The sequence below is a fragment of the Paracoccus shandongensis genome, assembly GCF_017315735.1.
Lineage (GTDB): Bacteria > Pseudomonadota > Alphaproteobacteria > Rhodobacterales > Rhodobacteraceae > Paracoccus > Paracoccus shandongensis.
In genome coordinates this window covers 184,165-208,587 of sequence record NZ_JAFLRK010000003.1, presented here as the reverse complement: position 1 = coordinate 208,587, position 24,423 = coordinate 184,165, and the positions used below count along the sequence as shown (strand labels likewise).

25 protein-coding genes are annotated in these 24,423 nt (G+C 68.8%); 4 read left to right on the top strand and 21 right to left on the bottom strand.

All coding sequences use genetic code 11. From position 1 onward, the window contains the following. The 3 genes from exbB to JX613_RS04660 form a co-directional block, all read left to right on the top strand. The coding region (gene exbB / locus JX613_RS04670) for a tonB-system energizer ExbB (RefSeq protein ID WP_237168356.1) at window positions 1–893 on the top strand (893 nt) is incomplete at its 5' end. A gap of 3 nt (window positions 894–896) precedes the next feature. Then, a complete protein-coding gene (exbD, locus tag JX613_RS04665) occupies window positions 897–1,373 on the top strand; it encodes a TonB system transport protein ExbD (protein WP_207100292.1) in 477 nt (158 codons plus the stop codon). Then, window positions 1,370–2,227, top strand: coding sequence for an energy transducer TonB (locus JX613_RS04660; RefSeq protein WP_207100291.1), 858 nt, complete (start codon window positions 1,370–1,372; stop codon window positions 2,225–2,227). The genes exbD and JX613_RS04660 overlap by 4 nt, the downstream gene beginning before the upstream one ends. A 172-nt stretch (window positions 2,228–2,399) precedes the next feature. On the opposite strand, the gene JX613_RS04655 is transcribed toward JX613_RS04660, so the two are convergent. Then, window positions 2,400–3,842 carry an MORN repeat-containing protein gene (locus tag JX613_RS04655; protein ID WP_207100290.1) on the bottom strand — a complete coding sequence of 481 codons (1,443 nt, stop codon included), beginning with the start codon at window positions 3,840–3,842 and terminating at the stop codon, window positions 2,400–2,402. 121 nt (window positions 3,843–3,963) lie between these two features. Here JX613_RS04655 and JX613_RS04650 point away from each other — a divergent pair, with 121 nt between their 5' ends. Continuing rightward, entirely contained in the window at window positions 3,964–5,622 is a 1,659-nt protein-coding gene (locus tag JX613_RS04650) for an NAD+ synthase (RefSeq protein ID WP_207100289.1), read from the top strand. 50 nt (window positions 5,623–5,672) lie between these two features. On the opposite strand, the gene JX613_RS04645 is transcribed toward JX613_RS04650, so the two are convergent. From JX613_RS04645 to uxaC, 20 genes are all read right to left on the bottom strand, one after another. Further along, window positions 5,673–6,632, bottom strand: a complete 960-nt coding sequence (locus JX613_RS04645; protein WP_207100288.1) for a TIGR03885 family FMN-dependent LLM class oxidoreductase — start codon at window positions 6,630–6,632, stop codon at window positions 5,673–5,675. Window positions 6,633–6,713: 81 nt separating this feature from the next. Then, the gene (locus JX613_RS04640; protein WP_207100287.1) at window positions 6,714–7,475 is read right to left on the bottom strand and encodes an ABC transporter ATP-binding protein; all 762 of its coding nucleotides are present in this window, start codon (window positions 7,473–7,475) and stop codon (window positions 6,714–6,716) included. Next, the gene (locus JX613_RS04635; protein ID WP_207100286.1) at window positions 7,472–8,440 is read right to left on the bottom strand and encodes an ABC transporter substrate-binding protein; all 969 of its coding nucleotides are present in this window, start codon (window positions 8,438–8,440) and stop codon (window positions 7,472–7,474) included. Before JX613_RS04635 ends, JX613_RS04640 begins: the two co-directional genes overlap by 4 nt. Window positions 8,441–8,468: 28 nt before the next feature. Next, window positions 8,469–9,275 (bottom strand): ABC transporter permease, encoded by an 807-nt coding sequence (locus JX613_RS04630; RefSeq protein ID WP_207100285.1) that lies wholly within the window; start codon window positions 9,273–9,275, stop codon window positions 8,469–8,471. 6 nt (window positions 9,276–9,281) lie between these two features. Continuing rightward, entirely contained in the window at window positions 9,282–10,628 is a 1,347-nt protein-coding gene (locus JX613_RS04625) for an LLM class flavin-dependent oxidoreductase (RefSeq protein WP_207100284.1), read from the bottom strand. Between the two features lie 12 nt (window positions 10,629–10,640). Continuing rightward, window positions 10,641–11,543 carry a TauD/TfdA dioxygenase family protein gene (locus tag JX613_RS04620; protein ID WP_207100283.1) on the bottom strand — a complete coding sequence of 301 codons (903 nt, stop codon included), beginning with the start codon at window positions 11,541–11,543 and terminating at the stop codon, window positions 10,641–10,643. Window positions 11,544–11,555: 12 nt separating this feature from the next. Further along, window positions 11,556–12,113, bottom strand: coding sequence for an FMN reductase (msuE, locus tag JX613_RS04615; RefSeq protein ID WP_207100282.1), 558 nt, complete (start codon window positions 12,111–12,113; stop codon window positions 11,556–11,558). 180 nt (window positions 12,114–12,293) lie between these two features. Further along, window positions 12,294–13,079: an ABC transporter permease subunit gene (locus tag JX613_RS19760; protein ID WP_207100281.1), complete on the bottom strand. Its 786-nt coding sequence runs from the start codon at window positions 13,077–13,079 to the stop codon at window positions 12,294–12,296. After that, window positions 13,076–14,263: an ABC transporter substrate-binding protein gene (locus JX613_RS04605; RefSeq protein ID WP_207100280.1), complete on the bottom strand. Its 1,188-nt coding sequence runs from the start codon at window positions 14,261–14,263 to the stop codon at window positions 13,076–13,078. The genes JX613_RS19760 and JX613_RS04605 overlap by 4 nt, the downstream gene beginning before the upstream one ends. Before the next feature lie 11 nt (window positions 14,264–14,274). Next, window positions 14,275–15,054 (bottom strand): ABC transporter ATP-binding protein, encoded by a 780-nt coding sequence (locus JX613_RS04600; protein WP_207100279.1) that lies wholly within the window; start codon window positions 15,052–15,054, stop codon window positions 14,275–14,277. Continuing rightward, window positions 15,051–16,124, bottom strand: coding sequence for an acyl-CoA dehydrogenase family protein (locus JX613_RS04595; protein WP_207100278.1), 1,074 nt, complete (start codon window positions 16,122–16,124; stop codon window positions 15,051–15,053). The genes JX613_RS04600 and JX613_RS04595 overlap by 4 nt, the downstream gene beginning before the upstream one ends. A 224-nt stretch (window positions 16,125–16,348) precedes the next feature. Then, window positions 16,349–16,894, bottom strand: coding sequence for a hypothetical protein (locus JX613_RS20245; protein ID WP_336512266.1), 546 nt, complete (start codon window positions 16,892–16,894; stop codon window positions 16,349–16,351). Continuing rightward, a complete protein-coding gene (locus tag JX613_RS04585) occupies window positions 16,887–18,305 on the bottom strand; it encodes a mannitol dehydrogenase family protein (protein ID WP_207100277.1) in 1,419 nt (472 codons plus the stop codon). Before JX613_RS04585 ends, JX613_RS20245 begins: the two co-directional genes overlap by 8 nt. Then, entirely contained in the window at window positions 18,283–19,008 is a 726-nt protein-coding gene (gene kduD, locus JX613_RS04580; protein WP_207100276.1) for a 2-dehydro-3-deoxy-D-gluconate 5-dehydrogenase KduD, read from the bottom strand. Before kduD ends, JX613_RS04585 begins: the two co-directional genes overlap by 23 nt. Further along, window positions 19,005–19,832 (bottom strand): 5-dehydro-4-deoxy-D-glucuronate isomerase, encoded by an 828-nt coding sequence (gene kduI / locus JX613_RS04575; protein ID WP_207100275.1) that lies wholly within the window; start codon window positions 19,830–19,832, stop codon window positions 19,005–19,007. Before kduI ends, kduD begins: the two co-directional genes overlap by 4 nt. Before the next feature lie 14 nt (window positions 19,833–19,846). Beyond that, on the bottom strand, window positions 19,847–20,128 hold the full coding sequence (locus tag JX613_RS04570) for a cupin domain-containing protein (protein ID WP_207100274.1): 282 nt from the start codon (window positions 20,126–20,128) through the stop codon (window positions 19,847–19,849). Then, complete coding sequence (locus tag JX613_RS04565; RefSeq protein WP_207100273.1) at window positions 20,125–21,405, bottom strand: TRAP transporter large permease; 1,281 nt, start codon at window positions 21,403–21,405, stop codon at window positions 20,125–20,127. Before JX613_RS04565 ends, JX613_RS04570 begins: the two co-directional genes overlap by 4 nt. A gap of 1 nt (window position 21,406) precedes the next feature. Beyond that, the gene (locus tag JX613_RS04560; RefSeq protein ID WP_207100272.1) at window positions 21,407–21,940 is read right to left on the bottom strand and encodes a TRAP transporter small permease; all 534 of its coding nucleotides are present in this window, start codon (window positions 21,938–21,940) and stop codon (window positions 21,407–21,409) included. A 63-nt stretch (window positions 21,941–22,003) separates the two neighbouring features. Further along, the gene (locus JX613_RS04555; protein WP_207100271.1) at window positions 22,004–22,981 is read right to left on the bottom strand and encodes a TRAP transporter substrate-binding protein; all 978 of its coding nucleotides are present in this window, start codon (window positions 22,979–22,981) and stop codon (window positions 22,004–22,006) included. A gap of 22 nt (window positions 22,982–23,003) precedes the next feature. Further along, window positions 23,004–24,410, bottom strand: a complete 1,407-nt coding sequence (uxaC, locus tag JX613_RS04550) for a glucuronate isomerase (RefSeq protein WP_207100270.1) — start codon at window positions 24,408–24,410, stop codon at window positions 23,004–23,006. Window positions 24,411–24,423 lie beyond the last annotated feature (13 nt).

The following is a 24,423-nucleotide window of genomic DNA, read 5'->3' as shown; positions in this document are numbered from 1 at the left end:
CCGCGCAGCAGCCTGCGGCACCCACGCCCCCGGCAGCCGAGGCACCGGCGGCCCCGGCCCCTGCGGCAGCAGCCGCACCGGCGCCCGCGCCCGCCGCGACAGCCCCGGTTCCTGCCGAACCCGTGGCCGAGTTCCTGCCGCAATCCATGCAGGACGCGCTGGCCCCCATCCTGACGCCGCCCGCGCGTGATCCGAACCTGCCCCATGACCTGTCGCCGATGGGCATGTTCTGGGCGGCCGACATCGTGGTCAAGGCAGTGATGATCGGGCTGGCGCTGGCCTCGGTCATCACCTGGACGGTGCTGGTCGTGAAGGCGCTGGAACTGTGGGGCGCCAGCGCCAGGGCGCAGAACGGCATCCGCCGCATCCAGCGCGCCGACAGCCTGTCCGCCGCCGTCGCCGCCAGCAACGGGCGACGCGACGCGGTGTCGCGCATGATCCGCGAGGCGGCCGAGGAATACCGCCGGTCCCAGCCTGCCCTGGACATCGCGGGCGACGGCGGCCTCAAGGAACGCGTCGAATCCCAGCTTGACCGGATCGAGGCCGTGGCGGGCCGCCGCATGGGCCGGGGCACGGGCGTGCTGGCCACCATCGGGTCCACCGCGCCCTTCGTGGGCCTGTTCGGCACCGTCTGGGGGATCATGAACAGCTTCATCGGCATTTCCGAAAGCCAGACCACCAACCTGGCCGTCGTGGCCCCCGGCATCGCCGAGGCGCTGCTGGCCACCGCCATCGGCCTGGTCGCGGCCATCCCCGCCGTGGTGATCTACAACGTCTTCGCGCGCGGCATCACCGGCTATCGCCTGCGGCTGGCCAATGCGGCGGCGGGCGTGCGGCAACTGGTCAGCCGCGATCTCGATTTCCGCGGCCTTGCCGCCAGGCCGGGGGAATAGGCCATGGCAGGCGGGATCCGCGACAGCGGCGACGATCTGGTCGAGAACCACGAGATCAACGTCACCCCCTTCATCGACGTGATGCTGGTCCTGCTGATCATCTTCATGGTGGCGGCCCCCCTCGCGACCGTCGATGTGAACGTGGACCTGCCGGTGTCGAACGCCACGCCCGCCCAGCGTCCCGACCAGCCGGTCTATGTGACCGTGAAGCCCGACCTGACGCTGGCGCTCGACAACACCGACATCGCGCCGGGCGGCCTTGCCACGGCCCTTGCCGCCGCGACCGAGGGCGACCGCGAGCAGCGCATCTTCCTGCGCGCCGACCGCGCCGTTGCCTATGGCGACCTGATGGAGGTGATGAACACCCTGCGCGACACGGGCTATCTGAAGATCGCGCTTGTGGGGCTTGAAGCGGCCACGACAGGCACGCCGCCTGCCGGTGCAGATGCGGCCCCCGCCGTCCCAGGGCCTGCGCAATGACCGGGCGCGCCAGCCTGATCCGCGAGGGCGCGCTGTGGGGCGGCGCCTCGGCCCTGGTGCTGGCGCTGCATCTGGGCGGGGCCCTGTGGCTGATGGAGCGCGCCGAGGCCGCCGCCCCGCCCGGCCTGCCCGAGCCCGTCTTCATCGACCTGGCCCCCGCCGAGGAAACGGCCGAGGAAACCGTCGCCCCCGCCGAGGAGCCGGTGGAGGAGGTGGCCGAGGAGCCCGTCGCGCCCGAGCCTCAACCGGAGCCCGAGCCCGAGAAGATCGTCGAGCCGCTGGACCTGCCGCCCCTGCCGCAGCTGGAACCGCTGGACGACATGGCGGAACTGTTCCCCCCCGCGCCGCCGGAATTGGAAACCCCGCCCGCCGTGGTGCTGAACACATCCGCCCGCCCGCAGCGCCGCCCCGAGCGCGAGCCGGAACCGCAACGCCAGGCCGAACCCCGCCGCGAACCCGAGCCGCAGCGGCAGGCCGAGCCGCGTCGGCAGGAACAGCCTGCACGACAGAAGCAGGCGCGCCGGGTGGAACAAGGGCAACAGGGCGCCACCGGCAAGACGGGGGTCAGCGCGCAGCAGCTTGCCCGGGATGAGGCGAGCTGGAAACAGCAGGTCGGGGTCTGCCTGCTGCGGTCAGCTTCTCGGGTTTCGGGGGCAAGCGGGGCACGAAGCACGGTCGCCCTGGTCATCGCCCGCAACGGCAGGGTCCAGTCGGCGTCGCTGACCGCCTCGACGGGCAATCCCCGGGTCGATCGGGAAATCTCGCGCGCCATGGGCCGCGCGCGCTGCCCTGCGGCGCCTTCCAGCCTGACGAAAACAGCGTATCAGTTCGTCCAGCCGTTTGCGATCCAGTGAGGCGGCAGGCGTTCCGCGCCCTTGGCGCGGCGGTGCGTGCAAGCACGCACCCTACGGGGGGCAAGGCGGGCGTTTCCGCCGCCGCCCGAGTTTCGCGGGCAGTCCCGTAGGGTGCGTGCAAGCACGCACCGTTCCGGGCGCGTCAGGTTTTCGGTGCGTGTGAACACGCACCCTACGGGGTGGGGGCCTCAACGGGCATGGCGGGCGCTTCGGTCGCCTGGCCCCCTGAGGTGGGGCCGCTTTCGACCAGGCGGTTCTGGTCCCATTGGCCGGACGCGACCTCTCCGCTTGCATAGCGCATGACACCCTGGCCCTGGCGCTTGCCCGCGACGAAGCTGCCTTCGTAGCGGTCGCCGCTGGCATAGGTGGCGACGCCGGTGCCGTCGATTTCCCCCGCTTTCCAGCCGCCTTCATAGACAAAGCCGTCGGGCGTGGTCAGCTTGCCGGTGCCTTCGCGCAGGCCATTCACGAAGCCGCCGGTATAGACGGTGCCGTCGGGATAGGTGGCCTGCCCCTCGCCATGGCGCTGGCCGTCGGCCCAGGCACCCGTATAGACGTAACCGTCGGGATAGGTCATCCGCCCCTGGCCGTGGTTGCGGGCGTTGCGGAAGCCGCCCTCATAGACCATGCCGTTGGCATAGGTGGCCTTGCCCTCGCCCTCGATCACGCCGCCCCTCCACTGGCCGGAATAGCTGGCGCCGTCGGGATAGGTGATGGTGCCCGTGCCGTCGGGGCGGTCGGCCTTCATGCCCCCGGTATAGACCGAGCCGTCGGGATAGGTGATCTGGCCCTGGCCCTCCATCCGGCCCTCGACCCAACTGCCGGTATAGACATAGCCGTCGGTGCCGGTGAAGGTGCCCTGGCCGTGGCGGCGGTCGGCCTTGAAGGCGCCATCGTAAACATCGCCATTGGCATAGGTGGCGACGCCCTGGCCTTCACGCTTGCCGTTCAGCATCTGGCCTTCGTAGCGGTCGCCCGTCCCCTGGACCAGCACGCCCGTGCCCGACATCTGCCCCGCCGACCAGATGCCGTCATAGGTCATGCCGTCGGCCATGGTCAGCTTGCCCTTGCCCGCGCGCTGGCCCGCCAGCATCCCGCCTTCGTAAACCGCGCCGTCGGGATAGGTGATCCTGCCCTGGCCTTCCTTCACCCCCGCGTTCCAGTCGCCTTCATAGCGATAGCCGTTGGGTTGGGTCAGCACGCCGCGGCCCTGGTGCAGGCCCTTGACGAAATCGCCGGTATAGACCGACCCGTTGGCATAGCGCGCCACGCCCTTGCCGGTGATTTCCCCCGCGACCCAATCGCCCTCATAGGTGCCGCCATCGGCATAGGTGATGGTGCCCGTGCCGTTGGGCTTGCCTTCCGCGAACTGGCCTTCATAGACGGATCCGTTCGGGAAGGTGGCGCGGCCCTGGCCCAGGATCTCGCCTTCCACCCAATCGCCTTCATAGCGATAGCCGCCCGGCAGGGTATAGCTGCCCTGGCCGTGCTGGCGGCCGTTGCGGAAGGTGCCCTCGTAGACGCCGCCGTCGTCGTATTGCTTGGTCACGACCTGCGCATCCGCCGCCGTTCCTGCCAACAGCGCCAGCACAGCCGCCCAACTTGCCGCCTTCATCACCACGTGCCCTTTGCCTTTTGCCCATGGTCTAGCGCAGCGGGGCCTTGCGCGCAAAGCCCGACTTTTCCTTTCGCGCCCCCTCGCCTATCACGGGGCCGAGAGAAGCAGGGGCCTGACCATGACGAACCGTTTCCGCCTGACCCTCGGCCAGCTGAACGCCACGGTGGGCGATCTTCAGGGCAACGCGGCCAAGGCGCGGGCTGCGTGGGAGGAGGCGCGCGATGCGGGCGCCGACATGCTGGCCCTGCCCGAGATGTTCATCACCGGCTACCAGACCCAGGATCTGGTGCTGAAGCCCGCCTTCACCCGCCAGGCCGAGGAGGAAATCCTGGAACTCGCGGCCCTTTGCACGGGCGGCCCGGCCCTTGGCATCGGCGGGCCGTGGCAGGACGGCGACAGGCTGTACAACGCCTATTGGGTCTTCAAGGACGGCGCGCTGGTAGCCCGCGTGCTGAAGCACCGCCTGCCCCACAAGCAGCTGTTCGACGAATTGCGCCTGTTCGATTCCGGCTCGATCAGCGGCCCCTATCCGGTCGCGGGGGCGCGCATCGGGTCGCCCATCTGCGAGGACGGCTGGTCCCCCGACGTGGCCGAGACCCTGGCCGAGACGGGGGCCGAGATCCTGGTTGTGCCCAACGGTAGTCCCTATCACCGGAACAAGCTGGACCTGCGCATGGGCCACATGGTCGGGCGTGTCGTGGAAACCGGGCTGCCGCTGGTTTATGTCAACATGGTGGGCGGGCAGGACGACCAGCTTTACGACGGGGCCAGTTTCGTCCTGAACCCCGGCGGGCACAAGGTCGTGCAACTGCCGCCCTTCGCCGAAATGCTGGCCCATGTGGATTTCACCCGGACGGCTGAGGGCTGGCGGGCGGAACCAGGGCTGATGGCGCCTCAGCCCGACGACTGGGAACAGGATTACCAGGCGATGATGCTGGGCCTGCGCGAATACCTGCGCAAGTCGGGCTTTTCCCGGGTGGTGCTGGGCCTCTCGGGCGGGATCGATTCCGCGCTGGTGGCGACCATCGCCGCCGACGCGATCGGGCCGGAAAACGTCCGGTGCGTGATGCTGCCCAGCGAATACACGTCCCGGGCCAGCCTGGAGGATGCCGCCGATTGCGCGGCCCGGCTGGGCGTGCGGCTGGACACCGTCCAGATCGAGGGCGCGCGCGATGCGGTGGGCAGCGCCCTGGCGCATCTGATGGAAGGAACGCAACCCGACATCACCGAGGAGAATATCCAGTCCCGCCTGCGCGGCCTGATGCTGATGGCGATATCCAACAAGTTCAACGAAATGCTGCTGACCACCGGCAACAAGTCCGAGGTCGGCGTGGGCTATGCCACGATCTATGGCGACATGGCGGGCGGATACAACCCGATCAAGGATCTGTATAAAACCCGCGTGTTCCAGACCTGCCGCTGGCGCAACGCCAACCACCGCGACTGGATGATGGGCCCTTCGGGCGAGGTGATCCCGCCCCGGATCATCACGAAGCCCCCCTCGGCCGAGCTGCGCCCCGACCAGAAGGACGAGGATTCGCTGCCCCCCTACGAGGTGCTGGACGCGATCCTGGAAGGGCTGGTCGAGAAGGATCTGTCCCTGCGCGACCTGGTGGACCAGGGCTTTGACGCGGACACGGTGCGGAAGGTGGAACGGCTGCTTTATGGCAGCGAATGGAAGCGGTATCAGGCCGCGCCGGGGCCGCGGATTTCCACCAGGGCCTTCTGGCTGGACCGGCGCTATCCGCTGGTGAACCGCTGGCGGGACAGGCTGTAGCGGGGCGTGGGGGCCAGGGTGGCGTTTCACCCCACCATCCCCCACACGGCCTATCCCGCCGCTTCCACCAATTCCCGCGCCGCCATGTCCAGGAACGCGTCCTGGTTGCGCCCGACATTGTGGACGAAGATCGTGTCCACGCCCAGGTCGGCCATGGCCTGCAAATCCGCCCGGTGCAGGCCCGGATCGGCCGAGACGCGCACCGACCGGCCGATATGCCGTTCGTCCACGAACTGGCCCAGCAGGTCGAAATCGGACGGGCGGCGGATGTCCCAGTTGATCTCTCCGCCGATGGCCACCGGCGCCCATTGGTCCAGCGCATTGGCCATCGCCTGGTCCTGCGTGTCCGCCCAGGAGATCGTGTGCTGGACATGGACGGGCTTGCCCGCGCCCCCGCCTTCGCGGAAGGCCTCGATCACCGGGCCGACATTGGCCGGGTCGCCGCCCAGGGTCAGCAGGCCGTCGGCCCATCCCCCCAGAAGGCGCGCGGTCTCGGGGGTGGCGGCGGCGCCGAACAGGGGCGGCGGCGTGTCGGGCAGCGACCACAGCCGTCCCTCGATGACGGTGATGCGGCCGCGATGGGTGACCGTCTCGCCGCGCAGCAGGGCGTGCATCACGTCGAAGCATTCCTTCAGCCGGGCGTTCCTTTCGGGCTTGTCGGGCCAGGGCAGGCCGGTCATGGCCTCGTTCAAGGCCTCGCCCGTGCCGAGCGCCACCCAGAAGCGGCCGGGGAACATCTGCTCCAGCGTCGCCGCCGCCTGGGCCATCACCGCCGGGTGATAGCGATAGCCGGGCGCCGCGATATTGCCAAAGGGCAGGCTGGTCGCCTGCATCGCGGCCCCCAGCCAGGTCCAGGCATGGCCGGAATGACCCTGACGCGCGCTCCAGGGCTGGATATGGTCGGAACACTTGATGGCGGCAAAGCCCGCCGCCTCGGCCTGGATCGCCAGATCCCGCAGGGTGCCGGGCGCATATTGTTCATGCGGGGCATGGTATCCGATGCGCGTCATGCGAAGGCGTCCTTCCGTCAGGGTTCCGGCTGCAATCACCGAAGCGGCCGGAAGTTCCCGCGAAGAGGATGGAAGAGCGCCCTAATGCAGCCCGAAGCGGCCCATCAGCATCCGGCGCATCCGCACGAACTCGGCGCCGTTGCGGTCGCGAGGGCGGGGCAGGTCCACCGGGATCAGCGAGGGCGGCGTGCCGTCCGCCGACAGCACCAGCACCCGGTCGGCCAGGAAGATCGCTTCCTCCAGGTCATGGGTCACCAGGATCATGGTGACGTTTTCCTCGCGCCAGATACGGGCCAGTTCCTCCTGCATGGTCAGCTTGGTCATCGCGTCCAGCGCGCCCAAGGGTTCGTCCAGCAGCAGGATTTCCGGCTGCACCGTCAGCGCCCGGGCGATGCCCACGCGCTGCGCCATGCCGCCCGACAGCTGGCGGGGCCAGGCGTTTTCGAAATCCGACAGGCCCACCAGCCGGATATAGCGGCGGGCGCGGTCCTGCGCCACGCTGCGGGCCACGCCGCGCACCTCCAGCCCGAAGGCCACGTTGTCCAGAACCGTCAGCCAGGGCAGCAGGCGCGGTTCCTGATAGATCACCGCCCGTTCGGTGCCGACGCCCGCGACGGGGCGGCCGTCGATCACCACCTGGCCGCTGTCGGGCGATTCCAGCCCCGCCAGCAGGCGCAGAAGCGTGGTCTTGCCGCAGCCGGACGGTCCGACGATGGCCAGGCTTTCCCCCGCGCGGATGTCCAGGGACAGGCTGCGCAACACGGCCAGGGGCTGGCCGTTCAGGGTGAAGGACTTGGACAGGTGGCGCAGCGATACCGCGCCCTTGAGGGTGTCCGGGGTCATTTCGCCGCGACCTCCTCGCCCGTGACCAGCAGCACGTCGTGGGCCGTCAGCTTGCCCGGGGGCAGCTTGCCTTCGCGCACCAGCACGTCGATCCAGAACTGCACGTCGCGTTCGACGGCAAGCCCGCCGGGGCGCACGCCGAAGCCCGCGAAATACTGCGCGACCTCGGGGTTCTCGCCGCGTTCTTGAAGCACGCGGGCCAGGATCTCGCGGGTTTCCTCGGGGTGTTCGCGGGCATAGTCCAGCGCGCGGGCGGATTGGCGGATGAACTGCTGGGCGGCCTCGGGGTGGGCCTCGACCCAATCCCGGCGCAGCACGGTGAAGCCGCCCGCGATCTCTCCCAGCACGTCGGTGTCGTCAAGGATCGCCCGCAGCCCGCCGTTCTGGCGCGCCGCACCCTCAAAGGTGGTCTGCCAGTACCCAAACGCCGCCACATCGACCTGGCCCGACCGCAGCACCTGTTCCAGCTGCGGCCCCGGCACGGCCACCAGGTTCGCGGCATCCTCGGGCAGGCCCTTGGCGTGCAGCGCCTCGCGGATGGTGTAATCCAGATGCGCGCCCAGGGTGTTCACGGCGATGGTCTTGCCAGGGATGTCGGCGACCGACCGGATCGGGCTGTCCTCCAGCACATAGAAGATCGACTGCACCTGGTCGTTGATGCCGTTGGTGGGATAGGCCGCGACGAAATCGTTGCCGCCGATGATCGAGTTCAGCACCGCCGCCGTGGCCGCGCTGCCGATCTCGATCGAACCGCCGGCCAGCGCCATCAGCGATTCCGGCCCGCCCGAGGCATAGCCCGCGCTTTCCAGCACGATGCCGGTGCCCTCGAAATAACCCAGCTCCTCGGCCAAGTCATGGGCGCTGACGCCGCCATGGCTGGGCATATGGCGCATCACCACATCCTCGGCCCAGGCGGGGGCGGTCAGGGCGGTGGACAGGGCAAGCGAGATCAGAAGATGTTTCATGGTCGTGTTCCTTTGGAAAATCGGGGGTTCAGTCCAGCGACCAGCGGCACAGGCGGCGCTGCAACAGGACCAGGACGGCGTTGGCGGCCAGGCCCAGGCCCGCCATCAGAAGGATCGCGGCAAACATCAGCGGGATCTGGAAGTTGTACTGGGCGTTCATCACCTGGAAACCGATGCCCTTGTTGGCGCCGATCATCTCGGCCGCGATCAACAGCAGCAGCGCGGTCGTGGCCGACAGGCGCAGGCCCACGAAGATCGCGGGAACGGCGGCGGGCAGCACCACCCGGCGGAACACCTGCACCCGGCCCGCGCCATAGCTTTCGGCCATCTCGACCAGCTTGCGGTCCACCTGCTTGACGCCGCCGATGGTGGCCAGCAGCGTCGGAAACAGCGTGGCCCAGAAGATCACGAAGACCTTCGATGTCTCGCCCAGGCCCAGCAGCAAAATGAACACCGGATAAAGCGCCAGGGCCGAGGTCTGGCGGAACAGTTGCAGGATCGGGTCCAGCGCGCGTTCCACGGGGCGCAGCTGCCCCATCAGCAAGCCCAGGGGGATGCCCAGGGCGACAGCCGCCCCGAAGGCAAGGCCCGCGCGTTGCAGGCTGATGGCGATGTCGTCGACCAGGGCGCCGCTGGCGATGCCGGTCCACAGCGCACCAAGGATGGCGTCCAGCGGCGGCAGCACGGCGGGGCTGACCCATCCCCGCGTGCCGGACAGTTGCCACAAGGCCAGGAAGGCGATCACCAGGCCATAGCGCGACAAGAAGGCGCGCACCGGCGGCGCGGGCAGGCCGCGCGCGCGGCGGGGGGCGGTGTCGAGGTTTTGCAGGGTCATGGTGTGTCACTCCGCTGCCTGGGCGGCCGCGCGGGCGCTCGCATGGCGGTTGACCGGGAAGGGCAGGCCCAGGTTCTGGCGCAGGGTGCGGCCCTCGTATGCGGTGCGGAACAGCCCGCGCCGTTGCAGTTCGGGGATCACAAGGTCCACGAAATCGGTCAGGCCCGTGGGCAGCCAGGGCGGCAGGATGTTGAAGCCGTCGGCGGCATCGGACGTGAACCATTCCTCCAGCATGTCGGCCACCTGCGCCGCGCTGCCCACGACCGTGTAATGCCCGCGGGCCGAGGCCACCCATTGGTAAAGCTGGCGGATGGTGAAGTTGTTGTCGTCGGCGATCTGCCGGATCAGGGCCTGGCGCGACTTCATCCCCTCGGTCGGCGCGACGGGCGGCAGGGGGCCGTCCAGATCCGCGCCGGTCAGATCCAGGGTGCCGCCGGTCAGGCCCTTGACCAGGGCGATGCCGTCTTCTTCCAGGATCAGGGATGTCAGGCGGTCGTATTTCCCGCGCGCCTCCTCCTCGGTGCGGCCCACGAAGGGCGACACGCCCGGCATGATCAGGATGTGGTGGGGGTCGCGGCCCAGGCCACGGGCGCGGGCCTTGATGTCGCGATAGAACTCCTGCGCCGTGTCCAGCCGCTGATGGGCGGTGAAGATCACCTCGGCCGTGGCGGCGGCCAGGCCCCGCCCGTCCTCGGACTGGCCCGCCTGCACGATCACCGGATGGCCCTGGGGGGACCGGGACACGTTCAGCGGGCCTTCGACCTTGAAATGCGTGCCCTTGTGGTCGGCCCGGTGCAGCTTGGCACGGTCCAGGAACTGTCCGGTTTCCTTGTCGCGGATGAAGATGTCGTCCTCGAAACTGTCCCACAGCTTCCTGACGACCTCCACATGCTCTGCCGCGCGGGCATAGCGGAAGGCATGGGGGTGCTGCGTATCCAGGTTGAAGTTGCGCGCCGCGGCCTCGGTCGCCGTTGTCACCACGTTCCAGCCCGCGCGCCCGCCCGAGATGAGATCCAGCGAGGCGAACTTGCGCGCGGTGTTGTAGGGTTCCTCGTAGGTGGTCGAGGCCGTGGCGATGAAGCCCAGATGCGTGGTCTGCGTGGCCAGCGCCGCGAACAGGGTCACGGGCTCGAACCCCGCGACACGGGCCGGGCCGCCTTCGGACGTGCCGCCGGTCGCCAGGCCGTCGGCCAGGAAATAGGCGTCGAACAGGCCGCGTTCGGCTTCGCGCGCAAGCTGGACATGGAAGTCGAAGTTGACGGCCCCGTCGGCAGGCTGGTCGGGGTGGCGCCAGCTGGCGATATGCTGGCCGCCGCCGGGAAGGAATGCGCCAAGGCGGATCTTGCGGGTCATGGGTGTTCTCCTTCAGGCTGCGGTCAGGGCGGTGCTGGCGCGTCCATCGACGCCCACCGGGACATCGCCATCCAGCGTGATGCGGCGCACCACGCGACGGGCGTCGTCATAGTCGTTGACGGCCACATGCTGGGTGGCGCGGTTGTCCCAGATCACCACGTCGCCTGCCTGCCAGCGCCAGCGCACGGTGTTTTCCGGCGCGGTGACATAGGCTTGCAGGATCTCGTAGATCTTCAGCGATTCCTCGCGCGACAGGCCCGCGATGCGCTGCACGAAGCTGCCCAGCACCAGCAGGCGTTCGCCGGTCTGGGGATGGACGCGCACCACCGGATGTTCGGTCTGATAGGGGGTGCGGGCAAAGACCTCGGCATGATACCTGCGGTCCTGCTCGCTGGCCTTGGGACGCTGTGCGGCATAGTCATAGGCGTTGGAATGGACGGCCCGCAGCCCGTCGGCCAGATGGCGCAGCGGTTCGGGCAGGTCGTCATAGGCGGTGGCGGTGTTGGCCCAGATCGTGTCGCCGCCCACCGGCGGGATCACCACGCCGCGCAGCACGGATGCCTTGGGATAGGCGGGCACGAAGGTCACGTCGGTGTGCCAGCGGTCCGCCCGCCCGCCGCCCCGGCTGCTGTCCAGTTCCAGGATCGACGCGCTGCCCGGGACTACCGCCTGCGTGGGGTGCGGGGCGAGATCCCCCAGGCGGCGGGCAAAGGCCTCCTGCCCCGCGTCGTCCAGGTGATGCTGGCCGCGGAAGAACAGCACCTTGTGGCGCAGCAGCAGCGATTCTATCGCGGCCAAGGTGGCGTCGGACAGGTCGGCGGACAGGGCGATGTTGCGGATTTCGGCGCCGATGCGCGGGGTGACGGGCAGCACGTCGGCTGCGGGGATCGCGGCGAAGGTCTGATGGCGGGTCATGGCATGGTCCTTTCAGGCGGCGACCGGCAGGGCCGGGTTCTGGCGGCGGATGAAGGGGGCGAACTGGTCCACGGCGCGGTCCAGCCGGTCCAGGAGCGCGGGCGAGGCCGGGATGCCCTCCCGGAAATCGGCCGCGCCCGCATAGACGCCGGTGGACAGGGTCGCGGCCTCGAAAAAGCCCATCAGCGGGCGCAGCTGGTGTTCGATCACCAGGGCATGGCGGTCGCCGCCGCCCGTGGCGGTCAGCAGAACGGGCTTGTGGCGCAGCGCCTCGGGGTCGATCAGGTCGAACAGGTGCTTGAACAGGCCCGGATAGCTGCCCTTGTAGACCGGCGCGCCCAGGATCAGCGCGTCGGCGCCCACCAGCGACTGCACGATGGTCAGCGGCAGCGGCGCCAGATCCTCCAGCCGCCCGGCCCCGCCCAGCGAGGGTTGCAGGTCCGTCAGGTCATAGCTGGCGGCGATGACATCGAAACGGCGCGTCAGCTTGTCCAGCGCCAGATCGACCAGGGCGCGCGTCTTGGAAGGGGCGGACAGGCTGCCCGAAAAGGCGACGATGCGGAAGGCCATGCACTTCTCCTATAAAACGACTTGTCTTGTCGTGTTTTAGGCGAGCGCAGCCTTTCGGGCGATTCCAAAGGTCGGGGCGCTTTTGGAAGATGCTGCCTGCGAAGGCGGGACCGGACAGGAAATTTGCTTCTGCCGGGCCTGGACGCCCGGCGCAAAGGCTTGATTCGTCAGGCGCCCCTTTCAGGCCACCGGCGCGACCCGGCGGATGGCGGCGCGGGCCAGGGCGTCCAGGCCATAGCCCAGCAGGCCGATCACCAGCACCACGGCCATCAACTGATCATAGGCCAGCCGGTCGCGGGTATCGAGGATGAAATATCCAAGCCCCGCCTGCACGCCCAGCATCTCGCAGGGGACCAGCACGATCCAGGTGATGCCGATGGCCAGCCGCAACCCGGTCAGCACCTGCGGCAACACGCCGGGCAGGATCACGCGGCTCAGCGTCTCCCACCGGGTGGCGGCCAGACTTTGCGACAGCAGCAGCCATTGCGGGTCCAGCTGGCGGACACCGGCGGCGGTGTTCAGCAGGATCGGCCAAAGGGCCGCGAAACCCAGCAGGAAATAGATCGGCGCGTCGCCCACACCGAAGACCATCACCGCAATCGGCATCCAGGACAGGGGCGAGATCATGCGCAGGAACTGGAAGGCGGGCGTGGTCGCGGCCTCGGCCAGGCGGGATGCCCCGACCAGCAGGCCCAGCGGCACCCCCACCAGCAGCGCGGCGGCAAGGCCCACAAGGACGCGCCGCAGGCTTTGGGCGACATGCCCCCACAGGTCGGCGCCCGCCAGCAGGCCCGCCAGCGCCGGAAAGGTCCGCGAGGGCGAAAAGCGCCGGGCAAAGCTGGTGTCGCCTGCCGCCACGTCGGTCGCCAGCCACCAGGCCAGAAGCAGCAGCCCGATCCCCGCCAGCCCCAGCACCGCGCCGCGCAGCCGCGACGGGCCGCGCGTCGTCTCGGCCCCCCTGCTCACGCCTCGATGACCTCTTGTCGGGTCCAGCCCTCGGGCAGGCCGAAGGCGGGCAACCCGCCGACCCCTTCCAGGGCCTTTTTCACGAAGCGGTCGTCCACCAGGTCGCCCGCCACGAAGTCCGGGTCCAGCGCGTCCAGGAAGCCGCGCTCGCCTTCGACCTGGGTGTCCTTCAGCATCCGCACCAGTTCGGCGGTATAGGAGGGGAAGGGATAGGGCTGGAAGTCGATGCGCCTGTCCTGCCAGTCGGGATGGCGGACCACGCCCGAGACGGCATAGCCCTGCAGGTCGGCGTCCGTTGGCGTCAGCACGCGGGCCAGGACCTCGGGGGAATGGGGCGTGTATTTCTGCGGATCGGCCGCCGACAGCAGTTGCGCCGTTTCCGCCCGGTTGTCGCGGGTCCAGAGCTGCGCCTTGACCATGGCGTTGACGACCTTCTGCGACCATTCGGGGCGGTTGGCCAGGTGATCCTCGTGCATGAAGACCAGGCAGCAGGCATGGTCGCGCCACACGTCGCCGGTGAAGCGCAGCACCTTGCCGATGCCGTTGATCTCGGCCGCGGCGTTGAAGGGCTCGGCCACGATGTAGCCCGCGATCTGGCCCGCCGCCAGCGCGGGCACCATGTCGGCGGGCGACATCAGCGACAGCGCGACCTGGTTCGCGGCGGGGGTGCCGGTGGTGATGACCTCCAGCCCGTTGTCGCGCAGCAGGCGTTGCAGCACGACGTTGTGGATCGAATACCAGTGGGGGACCGCCACCGTCCTGCCGCCCAGATCGGCGATGGTGGCGATGTCGCCCGCCCCGGTCAGGCCGGACCCCGAGGTATGGTTCCAGGCCACCACCCTGGCCGGTATCCCGCTGCCATAGCGCGCCCAGATCGCGATGGGCGACAGCAGGTGGACCACGTTGACCTGGCCCGCCAGGAAGGCCTCGACGACCTGGGACCAGCCGCGGAACATCACGGGTTTTTCCACGGCCAGGCCCTCGGATTCAAAGAAGCCCTTGCCATGGGCGACCAGCAGGGGCGTGGCGTCGGTGATCGGCAGATAGCCGATGCGCACGGGCTCGTCGGGTTCCTGGGCGCGGGCCCTGCGGGCGTTCAGGAACGGCAGCGCGCCCGAGGCCGTCAGCAGGGCCGACAGGCGCATGATGTCGCGGCGGGAAAACAGGCTGTCTTCGGTGGGCATGGGATGCTCCTTCAGGGGCGGCGGGTGGCGCGGCGCAGCGCGCCCACGATGTCGATGCGGATGCGGCCAAGCTCGGCCAGGTGATCCTCGCGCGGGGCGGGCAGGTCGATGGCCCATTCGCCGATGGCGCCCGCCGGGCTGCCGCCCAGCAGGATGACGCGGTCGGATACCAGCAGCGCCTCGTCGATGTCGTGCGTCACCAGCACGGCGGCGGTGCGATAGTCGGCCACGACCTTGACCAGCAGATCCTGCATCATGGCCCGCGTCACCTCGTCCAGCGCGCCGAAGGGTTCGTCCAGCAGCAGCACCTGCGGCTGGCGCGCAAGGCATCGGGCCAGCGCCGCGCGCTGCGCCATGCCGCCGGACAGGGCGGCGGGGCGCAGGTGGCGGGCGTGGTCCAGCCCCACCTCGGCAATGGCGCGGTCGATGCGGGCGCGGCGTTCGCCGGGGCTCAGGTGGGGCTGGCGCTTGAAGTCCAGGCCGAAGGCCACGTTGCGTTCCAGATCCAGCCAGGGCAGCAGGCCGGGCTGCTGGAAGGCCATGGCAAGGCGCGGATGGACGCCCGACAGGGGGGTGCCCTCCATCTCGATCCGGCCGGCATCGGGCGGTTGCAACCCGGCCAGCACGCGCAACAGGCTGGACTTGCCCACCCCGCTTGGCCCCAGGACAGAAACGATCTCTCCGGGCGCAAGGTCCAGATCGAAGCCTTGCAGCACGGGGGCCGCCGCGCCGGGATAGCGCAGGGCCACGCCTGCGGCGCGCAGCACGGGACGGGCGGCGGGGCTGGTCATGCGGCGCGGCCCAGGGCATCCAGAGCCGTGCGCAGCTGCACGGTGCTGGGGGTGATGACGGGGACAAAGGCCGCCTCGCGCCAGCGGCGGGCAAAGCCCCCGCCCGGTCCCTGCAGATAGCAGCGCCCGCCGCCCGCCTGCAGTTCCAGCGACACGGCCTGAAACACGATGTCGGACAGGGCGATGCGCAGCTCGAACAGGGCGGCGGGCCGGGTGACGAAGCTGCCTATGGCCAGGCCCGTCTCCAGCGCGGCGGCGATCTGGTCCAGCCGCGCGCGCAGGGCGGCGATGGGGGCGGCCAGCACGGCGCGCCCTGCGCCCCCCTCGCCCGCGGCCTCGTCCAGCGCGCGTTGCGCGAGGCCCAGGGGCAGGCCGCATTGCATGGCCAGGAAGGCCGGGCGCACGCCGGGCAGCCATTGGGGGGCATCGGCGGCGATCACGCGGTCGCGGCCGATGCGCGCGCCCTCGATGCGCAGCGACGCGGTGTCCGACGACCGCATCCCCATCAGCGCCAGATCTGCGCTGCGGAAAACGCCCGGGTCGTCATGGGCCAGCGCCAGGATCATCGCAGGCCCGCCATCGCCCGGATCGGCGGCGGCGGCCACCACGAAGCCCCCCTGGCGCAGGTTCGTGACCCAGGGCAGGACGCCGTCCACGACCAGCGCGTCCCCCTTGGGCCGCGCCGTGACCTGCAACGGTTCCAGCCCCGCCAGGAACTTCATCACATTCGACAGGCCCGAGGCCCCGGCCAGCCGCCCCGCCAGCAGGTTCGGCAGCAGCCGGTCGCGCAGGGCCGCGTTCGGGGTGTGGACCATGAATTCGACGAAACAGCGATGGCTCCACAGCATGAAGGCGGCGGCCAATGATTCCCGCGCCACGGCGGCAATCGTCTCCACCGCGTCCATGACCGTGCCGCCGGAACCGCCCAGGGCTGCGGGCACGCCGATCCGAACCAGCCCCGCATCCGCCAGGCGCGGCAGGATGGGGGCCGCAGGCACCTCGCCCGCGTCGATCCCCTCGGCTTGGGCGGCCAGCCATGCGGCCAGATCCGGGGGCAGGATCCCGGTCATCGGGCCACGCGCGGGGCAAGTCGGCTCATGGTCTTCTCCGTCAGGGCAGGCCGCCCGTCGCGGGCGACCTTAGCCGGTGAGGGTCCGGCTGCAACCCTGTCCGGCGCAAGGACGGAAACAGGCTGCCAGCCGCACGGGGCGGCAACCTTTCTAGCCGTTCGGGCGGCGGGGTCCAACGCCTTGTCGGGCGACAACCCCGGGGGTCCCCGGGAAAAGCCGCAGCGTCAGACCACGGCGCCGATCCGCCAAGGCACGAATTCATGGTCCCCCAGTCCCAGATCCTCGGACCGGGTGGCCCGCCCCGAGGCGGTGGCAAGGATCAGGTCCACGATCTCTCGCGCCTTGGTTTCCAGGGGTACGCCCCGCGACAGGATGTCGCCGCAGTTCAGGTCGCAGGCGACCCCAAGCGCAGGGTTCGCGGTGATGCCCGAAAACCCGTCCGATCCGCCGCATTGCAACCCGATCTTCAGCGCGGATGCGGGCGCGGGGGCGCGGCGGATGTCGCCCACCTGCGGCAGCATGGCGCGGACGGTGGCGCGGGTGCCGCCATTGCCCTGGATGGTCAACCCGTGAAAACGCGCGGCCTGCCCCAGAGCCTGGGCGCCCGCCGCGATGCTTTCGGTCGCATAGCCGATGGTCTGGCCGTATTTCACCACCGCCGTGCCGGGGGCGATGTCGGTGCGCGCAATCTTGTGCCCCGCCGGGGCGATCCCCTTTTCGGTCAGGATCGCCACGGTGTCGGCGGGGTTCAGGACCAGGGGCTCAGGCATGGGCGGCATTTCCGACGCAGGCCCGGGCGCCGTCGCGGACCAGGGCCGACAAGGCGGCGGTCAGGTCGGCGGCAAAGCCCGCATCGTCGCGCAGGGCGGGGGGAAAGACCTGCGCCAGGTGCAGGAAGCCCGCGACCGTCTGCGCCGGATCGTCGCGCCACAGGGCGGCAAGCTGCGGGGCGAGCGGATCCTTCACCTCGATCGGCTGGCCCTGTTCGTCGCGGCCCGAAACATAGCGCATCCAGGCCGCCACGGCGAGCGTCAGCCCCGGAACCGCGCGCCCTGCCGCGCGGCTTTCGGCAATCGTGCCCAGGATCCGCTGCGGCAGCTTCTGGCTGCCGTCCATGGCGATCTGCCAGGTCCGGTGCCGGATCGCCGGGTTGGCATAGCGCGCGGCCAGGGCGCTGGCATAGGCCGCCAGATCCTCACCGGGTGGAGGGGTCAGGGCCGGGATGATCTCGTCCCGCCACAGGCTGCGCACGAAACCGGCGAAGACGGGATCGGCCATGGCGTCGGCGATGGTCTGATGGCCCGCCAGATAGCCCAGATAGGCAAGGCTGGAATGCGTGCCGTTCAGCATCCGCAGCTTCATGTGCTCATAGGGTGTCACGTCGGCGACCATCTGCACGCCGACGGCCTCGAAGGCCGGGCGGGGGCCGCAGAAGGCGTCCTCGATCACCCATTGGCGGAAGGGTTCGTGCATGACCGGGGCCTCGTCGCGGTACCCTGCGGCCGCCTCCAGCCGGTCCAGGTCGGCGGGCGTGGTGGCGGGGACGATGCGGTCCACCATGGTCGCGGGGAAGGCGCCATGCGCCTCGATCCAGTCGGCCAGGGCCGGGTCGATCAGGCGGGCGAGTTCCCCCGCCACGCCGCGCACCACCCGCCCGTTTTCCGGCAGGTTGTCGCAGCACAGCACCGTGAAGGGCGGCAGCCCCGCCGCGCGGCGGGCGGCCAGGGCGCGGACCAGGAAGCCCGGCGCGGATTTCGGCAAGGGGTTCGCCAGGTCATGGACAATATCGGGATGGTCGCGGTTCAGCCGCCCCGTGGAGGGTTCGTGGCAATAGCCCTTTTCCGTCACCGTCAGGCTGACGATATGCGTATCCGGCGCGGCCATCACGTCCAGCACCGCCTGGGGGTCCTCGGGCGCGACCAGCACGTCGCGCAGCACCGTGACAACCTGCGGCTTCTCGCCCTTTGGTCCCAGTTCCACCGCCGTATAGGCCCAGCCTTGCGGTTTCAGACTGTCGCGCGTGCCCGGCGATTGCAAGGACACGCCGGTGATGCCCCAGCCGCCCGCCTCGGCCACATAGACCGCGCCATGCGCCCGGAAGAAGGCGCCAAGGCCCAGGTGGACGATGCCCGCCTGCGTGGTCGGTTCGCGGAAAAGCCTATCGGGCAAGCCAGCCCCCATCGACGTTCAGCACCGCGCCGTTGAAATAGTCGGACGCAGGCGCGGACAGGAACACGGCGGTCTGGCCGATATCCTCGGGGCGGCCCCAGCGGCCTGCGGGGATGCGGTCCAGGATCGCGCGGGATCGGTCGGGATCGGCGCGCAGGGCCGCGGTGTTGTTGGTCTTGATATAGCCCGGCGCGATGGCGTTGACGTTCAGCCCCGCCGCTGCCCATTCGTTCGCCATCAGTTTGGTCAGGCCCGCAACGCCATGCTTGGACGCCGTATAGGACGGCACCCGGATGCCGCCCTGGAAGGACAGCAGGGACGCGATGTTGACGATCTTGCCCCGCCCGCGCGGCAAGGCCGCCTTGGCGAAGGCCTGGCAGGTGAAGAACAGCGCCTTGAGGTTCACGTCCATCACCTCGTCCCAGTCGGCCTCCGAAAAATCCACTGCATCGGCGCGGCGGATGATGCCCGCGTTGTTGACCAGGATGTCGATGCGTTCGGACGCGAACACGTCGCGCGCCGCCATCGGATCGCTGAAATCCAGGCGCAGCCCGCGACCGCGCCCCATCAGCGCCAGCGTCTCGTCGCAATCGCGGCGTCCGCTCGCGATCACCTCGGCCCCGGCCTGCGCCATGGCGACCGCAATGGCCTGGCCGATGCCCGTGTTTGCTCCGGTGACAAGCGCCACCTGGCCGTCCAGCGAGAACGGGTTCACCGCAGATCCCCCGGCTGGACGAAGTCCATGTCGGTATAGTCCACGTTGTCGCCCGCCATGGCCCAGATGAAGGTATAGCCGCCGATGCCCGCGCCCGAATGGATCGACCAGGACGGCGAGATCACCGCCTGCTCGTTGGCGACGAACAGGTGACGCGTTTCCTGCGGCTCGCCCATCAGGTGCAGCACGCGCGCCTCGGGCGCCATGCCGTGATACAGATAGGCCTCCATCCGCCGGTCATGGACGTGCGAGGGGATGGTGTTCCAGACCGACCCGTCCTCCAGCGTGGTATAGCCCAGCACAAGCTGGCAGCTTTCCATGACCAGCGGGTGGATGAACTGGCGGATGGTGCGCTTGTTCGACGTTTCCACCGCGCCGGTCTTCATCTCCTTCGCGTCCTCGACCGTGACCAGGCGGCAGGGCAGTTCCCGATGCGCGGGGCAGGAGGTGATGTAGAACCGCCCGTTGCCGCTGAAGGTCACCGCACCGGATCCCATGCCCAGGTAAAGCACGTCGCCCTTCTTCATCTCCCATGTCTGGCCCGCCGCCGTGACGCTGCCGGTGTCGCCGATGTTGACGATGCCCATCTCGCGGCGTTCCAGGAAGGTCGCGGTCTTGGTCTCGGCGATCTTGTCCAGGGTGATGTCCGACCCGTTCGGCACCGCGCCACCCAGCACGAAGCGGTCGTAATGGGTATAAACCAGCCGGATTTCGGCGTCGGCGAACAGGCCCTCGGTCAGGAAATGCTGGCGCAGTTCCGCCGTGTCCATGCGCTTGGCATGATCGGGATGGATCGCGTGGCGGGTTTCGACATGGGTGGTCATGGTCTTTCGGCCTTTCACAGGAAATCGTCGCGGCGGGGGGTGAAGCTGTCGATCAGCACGCCCCCTTCCAGGCAGGTGCAGCCGTGGACTGCGTTCGAGGGGATCACGAAGGCATCGCCCGGCCCGACCTGAAACTCTCGGCCGTCTACGGTGAAGCGGTAGCGGCCCGACTGCACATAGGTCGATTGCACATGGGGGTGGCTGTGCAGCGCCCCCTGGTCGCCCGCCCGGAAGGCGAAGCGGACGACCATCAATTCGGGGGAATGGGCCAGAACGGTGCGGACGGGATCGCTCATTTGAAGACGCTCGGCAGCCAGAGGGACAGGGCCGGGACATAGGTCACCAGCAGCAGCACGATCAGGCCCGCCGCATAGAAGGGCCAGACGCTGCGCATCGCTTCCCAGATGGAGATCCGGGCCACGGCGGCGGCAACGAACTGGACGGGGCCAAGCGGCGGCGTGTTCAGCCCGATCCCCAGGTTCAGGATCATGATGACGCCGAAATGCACCGGATCGACGCCGAAGGCCGACACGACGGGCAGGAAGATCGGCGTGGTGATGATGATCAGGGGCGACATGTCCATGAAGGTGCCCAGGATCAGCAGCACGATGTTGATCATCAGAAGAATCACGAAGGGGTTGTTCGAGACCGACTGCATCCAGTTGAGCGAGATCTGCGCCACATGCAGATAGGCCATCAGCCAGCCGAAGGCCCCGGCCATGCCGATGATCAGCAGCACCATCGCGGTCGTGCGCACCGCCTGCTGGGTGGCATGGACGAAGTCCGACCAGGACATGCTGCGATAGACGACCATCGTCACCAGCAGCGCATAAAGCACCGCAATGCAGGAGCTTTCGGTGGCGGTGAAGACGCCCGAGCGCACGCCGCCGAAGATGATCGCGATCAGCAGCATGCCGGGGATGGATTGCAGCAGGAAGTATCCGACGCGGGCGAAGCCGGGGAAGGCCTCGGTCGGATAGCCGCGCTGGCGGGCGACGATATAGGCGGTGACCGACAGGGCGGCGGCCAGCAGCAGGCCCGGAATGATGCCTGCCGTGAACAGGTCGGCGATCGAAATCCGCCCCCCGCCCGAGATCGAATAGATGATCATGTTGTGGCTGGGCGGCAGCAGCAGCGCGATCAGCGCGGCCATCGAGGTCACGTTGACGGCATAGTCCGCGCCGTAGCCGCGTTCCTTCATCTGCGGGATCATGATGCCGCCGACGGCCGCGGCCTCGGCCACGGCCGATCCCGAGATGCCGCCGAACAGGGTCGATGCGGCGATGTTGACCTGCCCCAGCCCGCCCCGGACATGGCCGATCAGCGAGCCTGCGAAGGCCACGATGCGCGCCGCGATGCCGCCCCTGACCATCAGGTCGCCCGCGAAGATGAAGAAGGGAATGGCCATCAGCGTGAAGACGGAAATCCCCGCCGACAGCCGCTGGAACACCACCAGCGGCGGCAGGCCCAGGTATCCGACGGTCGCCAGGCTGGAGATGCCCAGGCAGAAGGCGATCGGCGTGCCGATCAGCATCAGGGCGGTGAAGACGCCGAAGAGGATCAGGTATTCCATGTCAGGCCTCGGTCATCAGGATGTCTTCGGCGTCGGGCTCGGCCTCGACCGTGCGGCCCGACAGGCGGTTCAGCAGGTGTTCCAGCACGAACAGCGTCATCAACACGCCCCCCGCGAACAGCGGCATGTAGCCGAAGCCCCCCGGCAGCCCGATCACCGGCAAGGACGATTCCCAGGTCTTGGCCATCAACTGCCAGCCATAGACCGCCATGCCGATGCTGAAACCCAGCACCGCCAGGTCGGACAGCGCCCTCAGCCATGTCCCGGCGCTGTCGGGCAGGAAGAACAGCAGCACGTCGAAACCCATGTGGAAGCTTTCATGGACGCCCACGGCGGACCCCAGGAAGATGAACCAGCTCATCAGCAGGATCGCCACGGGTTCCACCCAAAGCAGGCTGTCGTTCAGGACATAGCGGAAGAAGACCTGCGCGAAGACGATGATCGTCATCGCCACCAGCCCCGCGCCCGCCACCCACAGGCTGATCCGGGAAAGCCGGGCATTGAGACGTGACAACAGGGCGATGCTGCCGTGCATGGCGTCACCTTTCGGTTGCGTGAAAGGAAAGGCTCGCGGCCAGGGCGACCGCGAGCCGATGCGTCACTTGGTTTCCTGGATGCGCTTGACCAGATCCTGCGCCTCGGGCGTGGTCACGTATTTTTCATAGACGGGGGCCATCGCCTCGATGAAGGCGGTCTTGTCCACGTCCTTGATGACCTCGGCGCCCGCCGCCACGACCTTTTCCTCGCTGGCCTTTTCCTGTTCGGCCCACAGCTTGCGCTGCAGCGTGGCCGAGTTCCTGGCGGCCGTGCGCATGATCTCCTGATCCTCGGGGCTCAGCTTTTCCCACGAGGTTTTCGACACGGCGACCAGTTCCGGGACCATCAGGTGCTGGTCCTGGGTGAAGTATTTCGCGACCTCGGCATGGCCCGAGCTGTCATAGGACGGAAAGTTGTTTTCCGCCCCGTCGATCACGCCCGTCTGGATCGAGGAATACACCTCCCCATAGGGCATGGGCGTGGCGTTCGCGCCAAGCGCGGACATCATGTCCACGAAGACATCGTTCTGCATGACGCGGAACTTCATGCCCTTCAGGTCTTCCACCGTCCTGATCGGCTTTTGCGAGTTGTAGAAGTTGCGCGAGCCGCCGTCGTAATAGGCCAGCGCGATCAGATCCTTTTCGGCGAAGGCCTGGGCGATCTCCTCGCCGATGGGGCCGTCCATGACCGCGTGCTGGTGTTCGGGCGAGGTGAACAGATAGGGCAGCGACAGGGTCTGCGTGACCGGCACGATGTCGTTGAACGACCCGAAGCTTGCCCGCACCATGTCGATGACGCCGAACTGGGTCTGCTCGATCGTATCCTTTTCCTCGCCCAGCTGGGACGACGGGAAGACCTCGATGCAGATGCGGCCTTCGGTCTTTTCCTTGACCTCGGCGGCCATGGCCTTGACGCCCTCGACCGTCGGATAGCCGTCGGGATGGGTGTCGGACGACCGCAGCGTGATCTCGCAATCGGCGGCCGCGGCAAGGCTGGCCGAACACAGCAGGGCGGCAAGGGTGGTGGTGACGAACTTCATGGTTTCCTCCCGTTGGTGAAGCTCAAAGCTTGTAGGCCTTCTTGGCGAGGCCATAGGTCAGTTGGTGCGCAAGCCCGGGCGCTTCGTCGCGGTGCAGGCGTCCGGTCGCGACAAGGGTTGCGAGAAAGGCGCAATCCACGCGGCGCGCGACATCGTGGCGCGCGGGGATCGAGCAGAAGGCGCGGGTGTCGTCGTTGAAGCCCACGGTATTGTAGAAACCCGCCGTTTCCGTCGCCATCTGGCGAAAGCGCATCATGCCTTCCGGGCTGTCGTGGAACCACCAGGGCGGCCCCAGGCGCAGGCAGGGCCAGGCCCCGGCCAGGGGCGCCAGCTCGCGCGAATAGCTGGTCTCGTCCAGGGTGAACAGGATCACCGTCAGGTCGGGGCGCATCCCGACCGCGTTCAGCAAGGGGCGCAGGGCGGCCACATAATCGGTGCGGCCGGGAATGTCGAAGCCCTTGTCGCGGCCATGGACGGCCATCACCGGGTCGGAATGGTTGCGCCGCGCGCCGGGATGGATCTGCAGGACAAGCCCGTCCTCCAGGCTCATCCGCGCCATCTCGGTCAGCATCTGGCCGCGGAAGGCGTCGGCTTCCTGGGACGAGCAGGCGCCGCGCAGGGCCTTCTGGAACAGCGCGGCGGCCTCTGCCTGGGGCAGATCCTCGGTCCGCGCGGTGGGGTGGCCGTGGTCGGAGGAGGTCGCGCCGTGGTCGATAAAGAACGCCCGCCGCGCCCGGTGCGCGTCCAGATAGCCGTCCCAAGTGGCGGTGTCAAAGCCGGTCTGCTGGCCCATCAGCGCCACGTTGTCGGCAAAGCCCGCCATGTCCGGGTCCACCACGCCATCGGGGCGATAGGCGGTGACCACGCGGCCGCCCCAACCCGATTCGCGGATCATCCGGTGCCAGTGCAGGTCGTCGGTCGCGGCCTCGGTGGTGGCGATCACCTCGATGTTGAAGCGGTCGAACAGCGCGCGGGGGCGGAACTCGGGGCGGGCCAGGCAGTCGGCGATGTGGTCGTAATACCAGTCCGCCGTGTCCGCCGACAGGCGGCGGTCGATGCCGAAGACGTGCTGGAAACTGTGGTCCAGCCACAGCCGCGACGGCGTGCCCGCGAACAGGTGGTAATGGCGGGCGAACAGCCGCCAGATCCTGCGCCCATCCGTTTCGGTCGGCCCGCCATCGACGCGCGGCACGCCCAGGTCGGTCAGCGCCACGCCCTGCGACACCAGCATCCGGAAGACGTAATGGTCCGGCGTCACGAACAGCTGCGCGGGATCGGGGAAGGGCTGGTTTTCGGCGAACCAGCGGGGGTCGGTGTGGCCGTGCGGGCTGACGATGGGCAGGTCGCGGATCCCGTCATACAGGTCGCGGGCCAGGCCGCGCAGGGCTGGCTCGACCGGAAACAGACGATCCTCGTCCAGAAGCGGCATCTGCAAGTCTCCT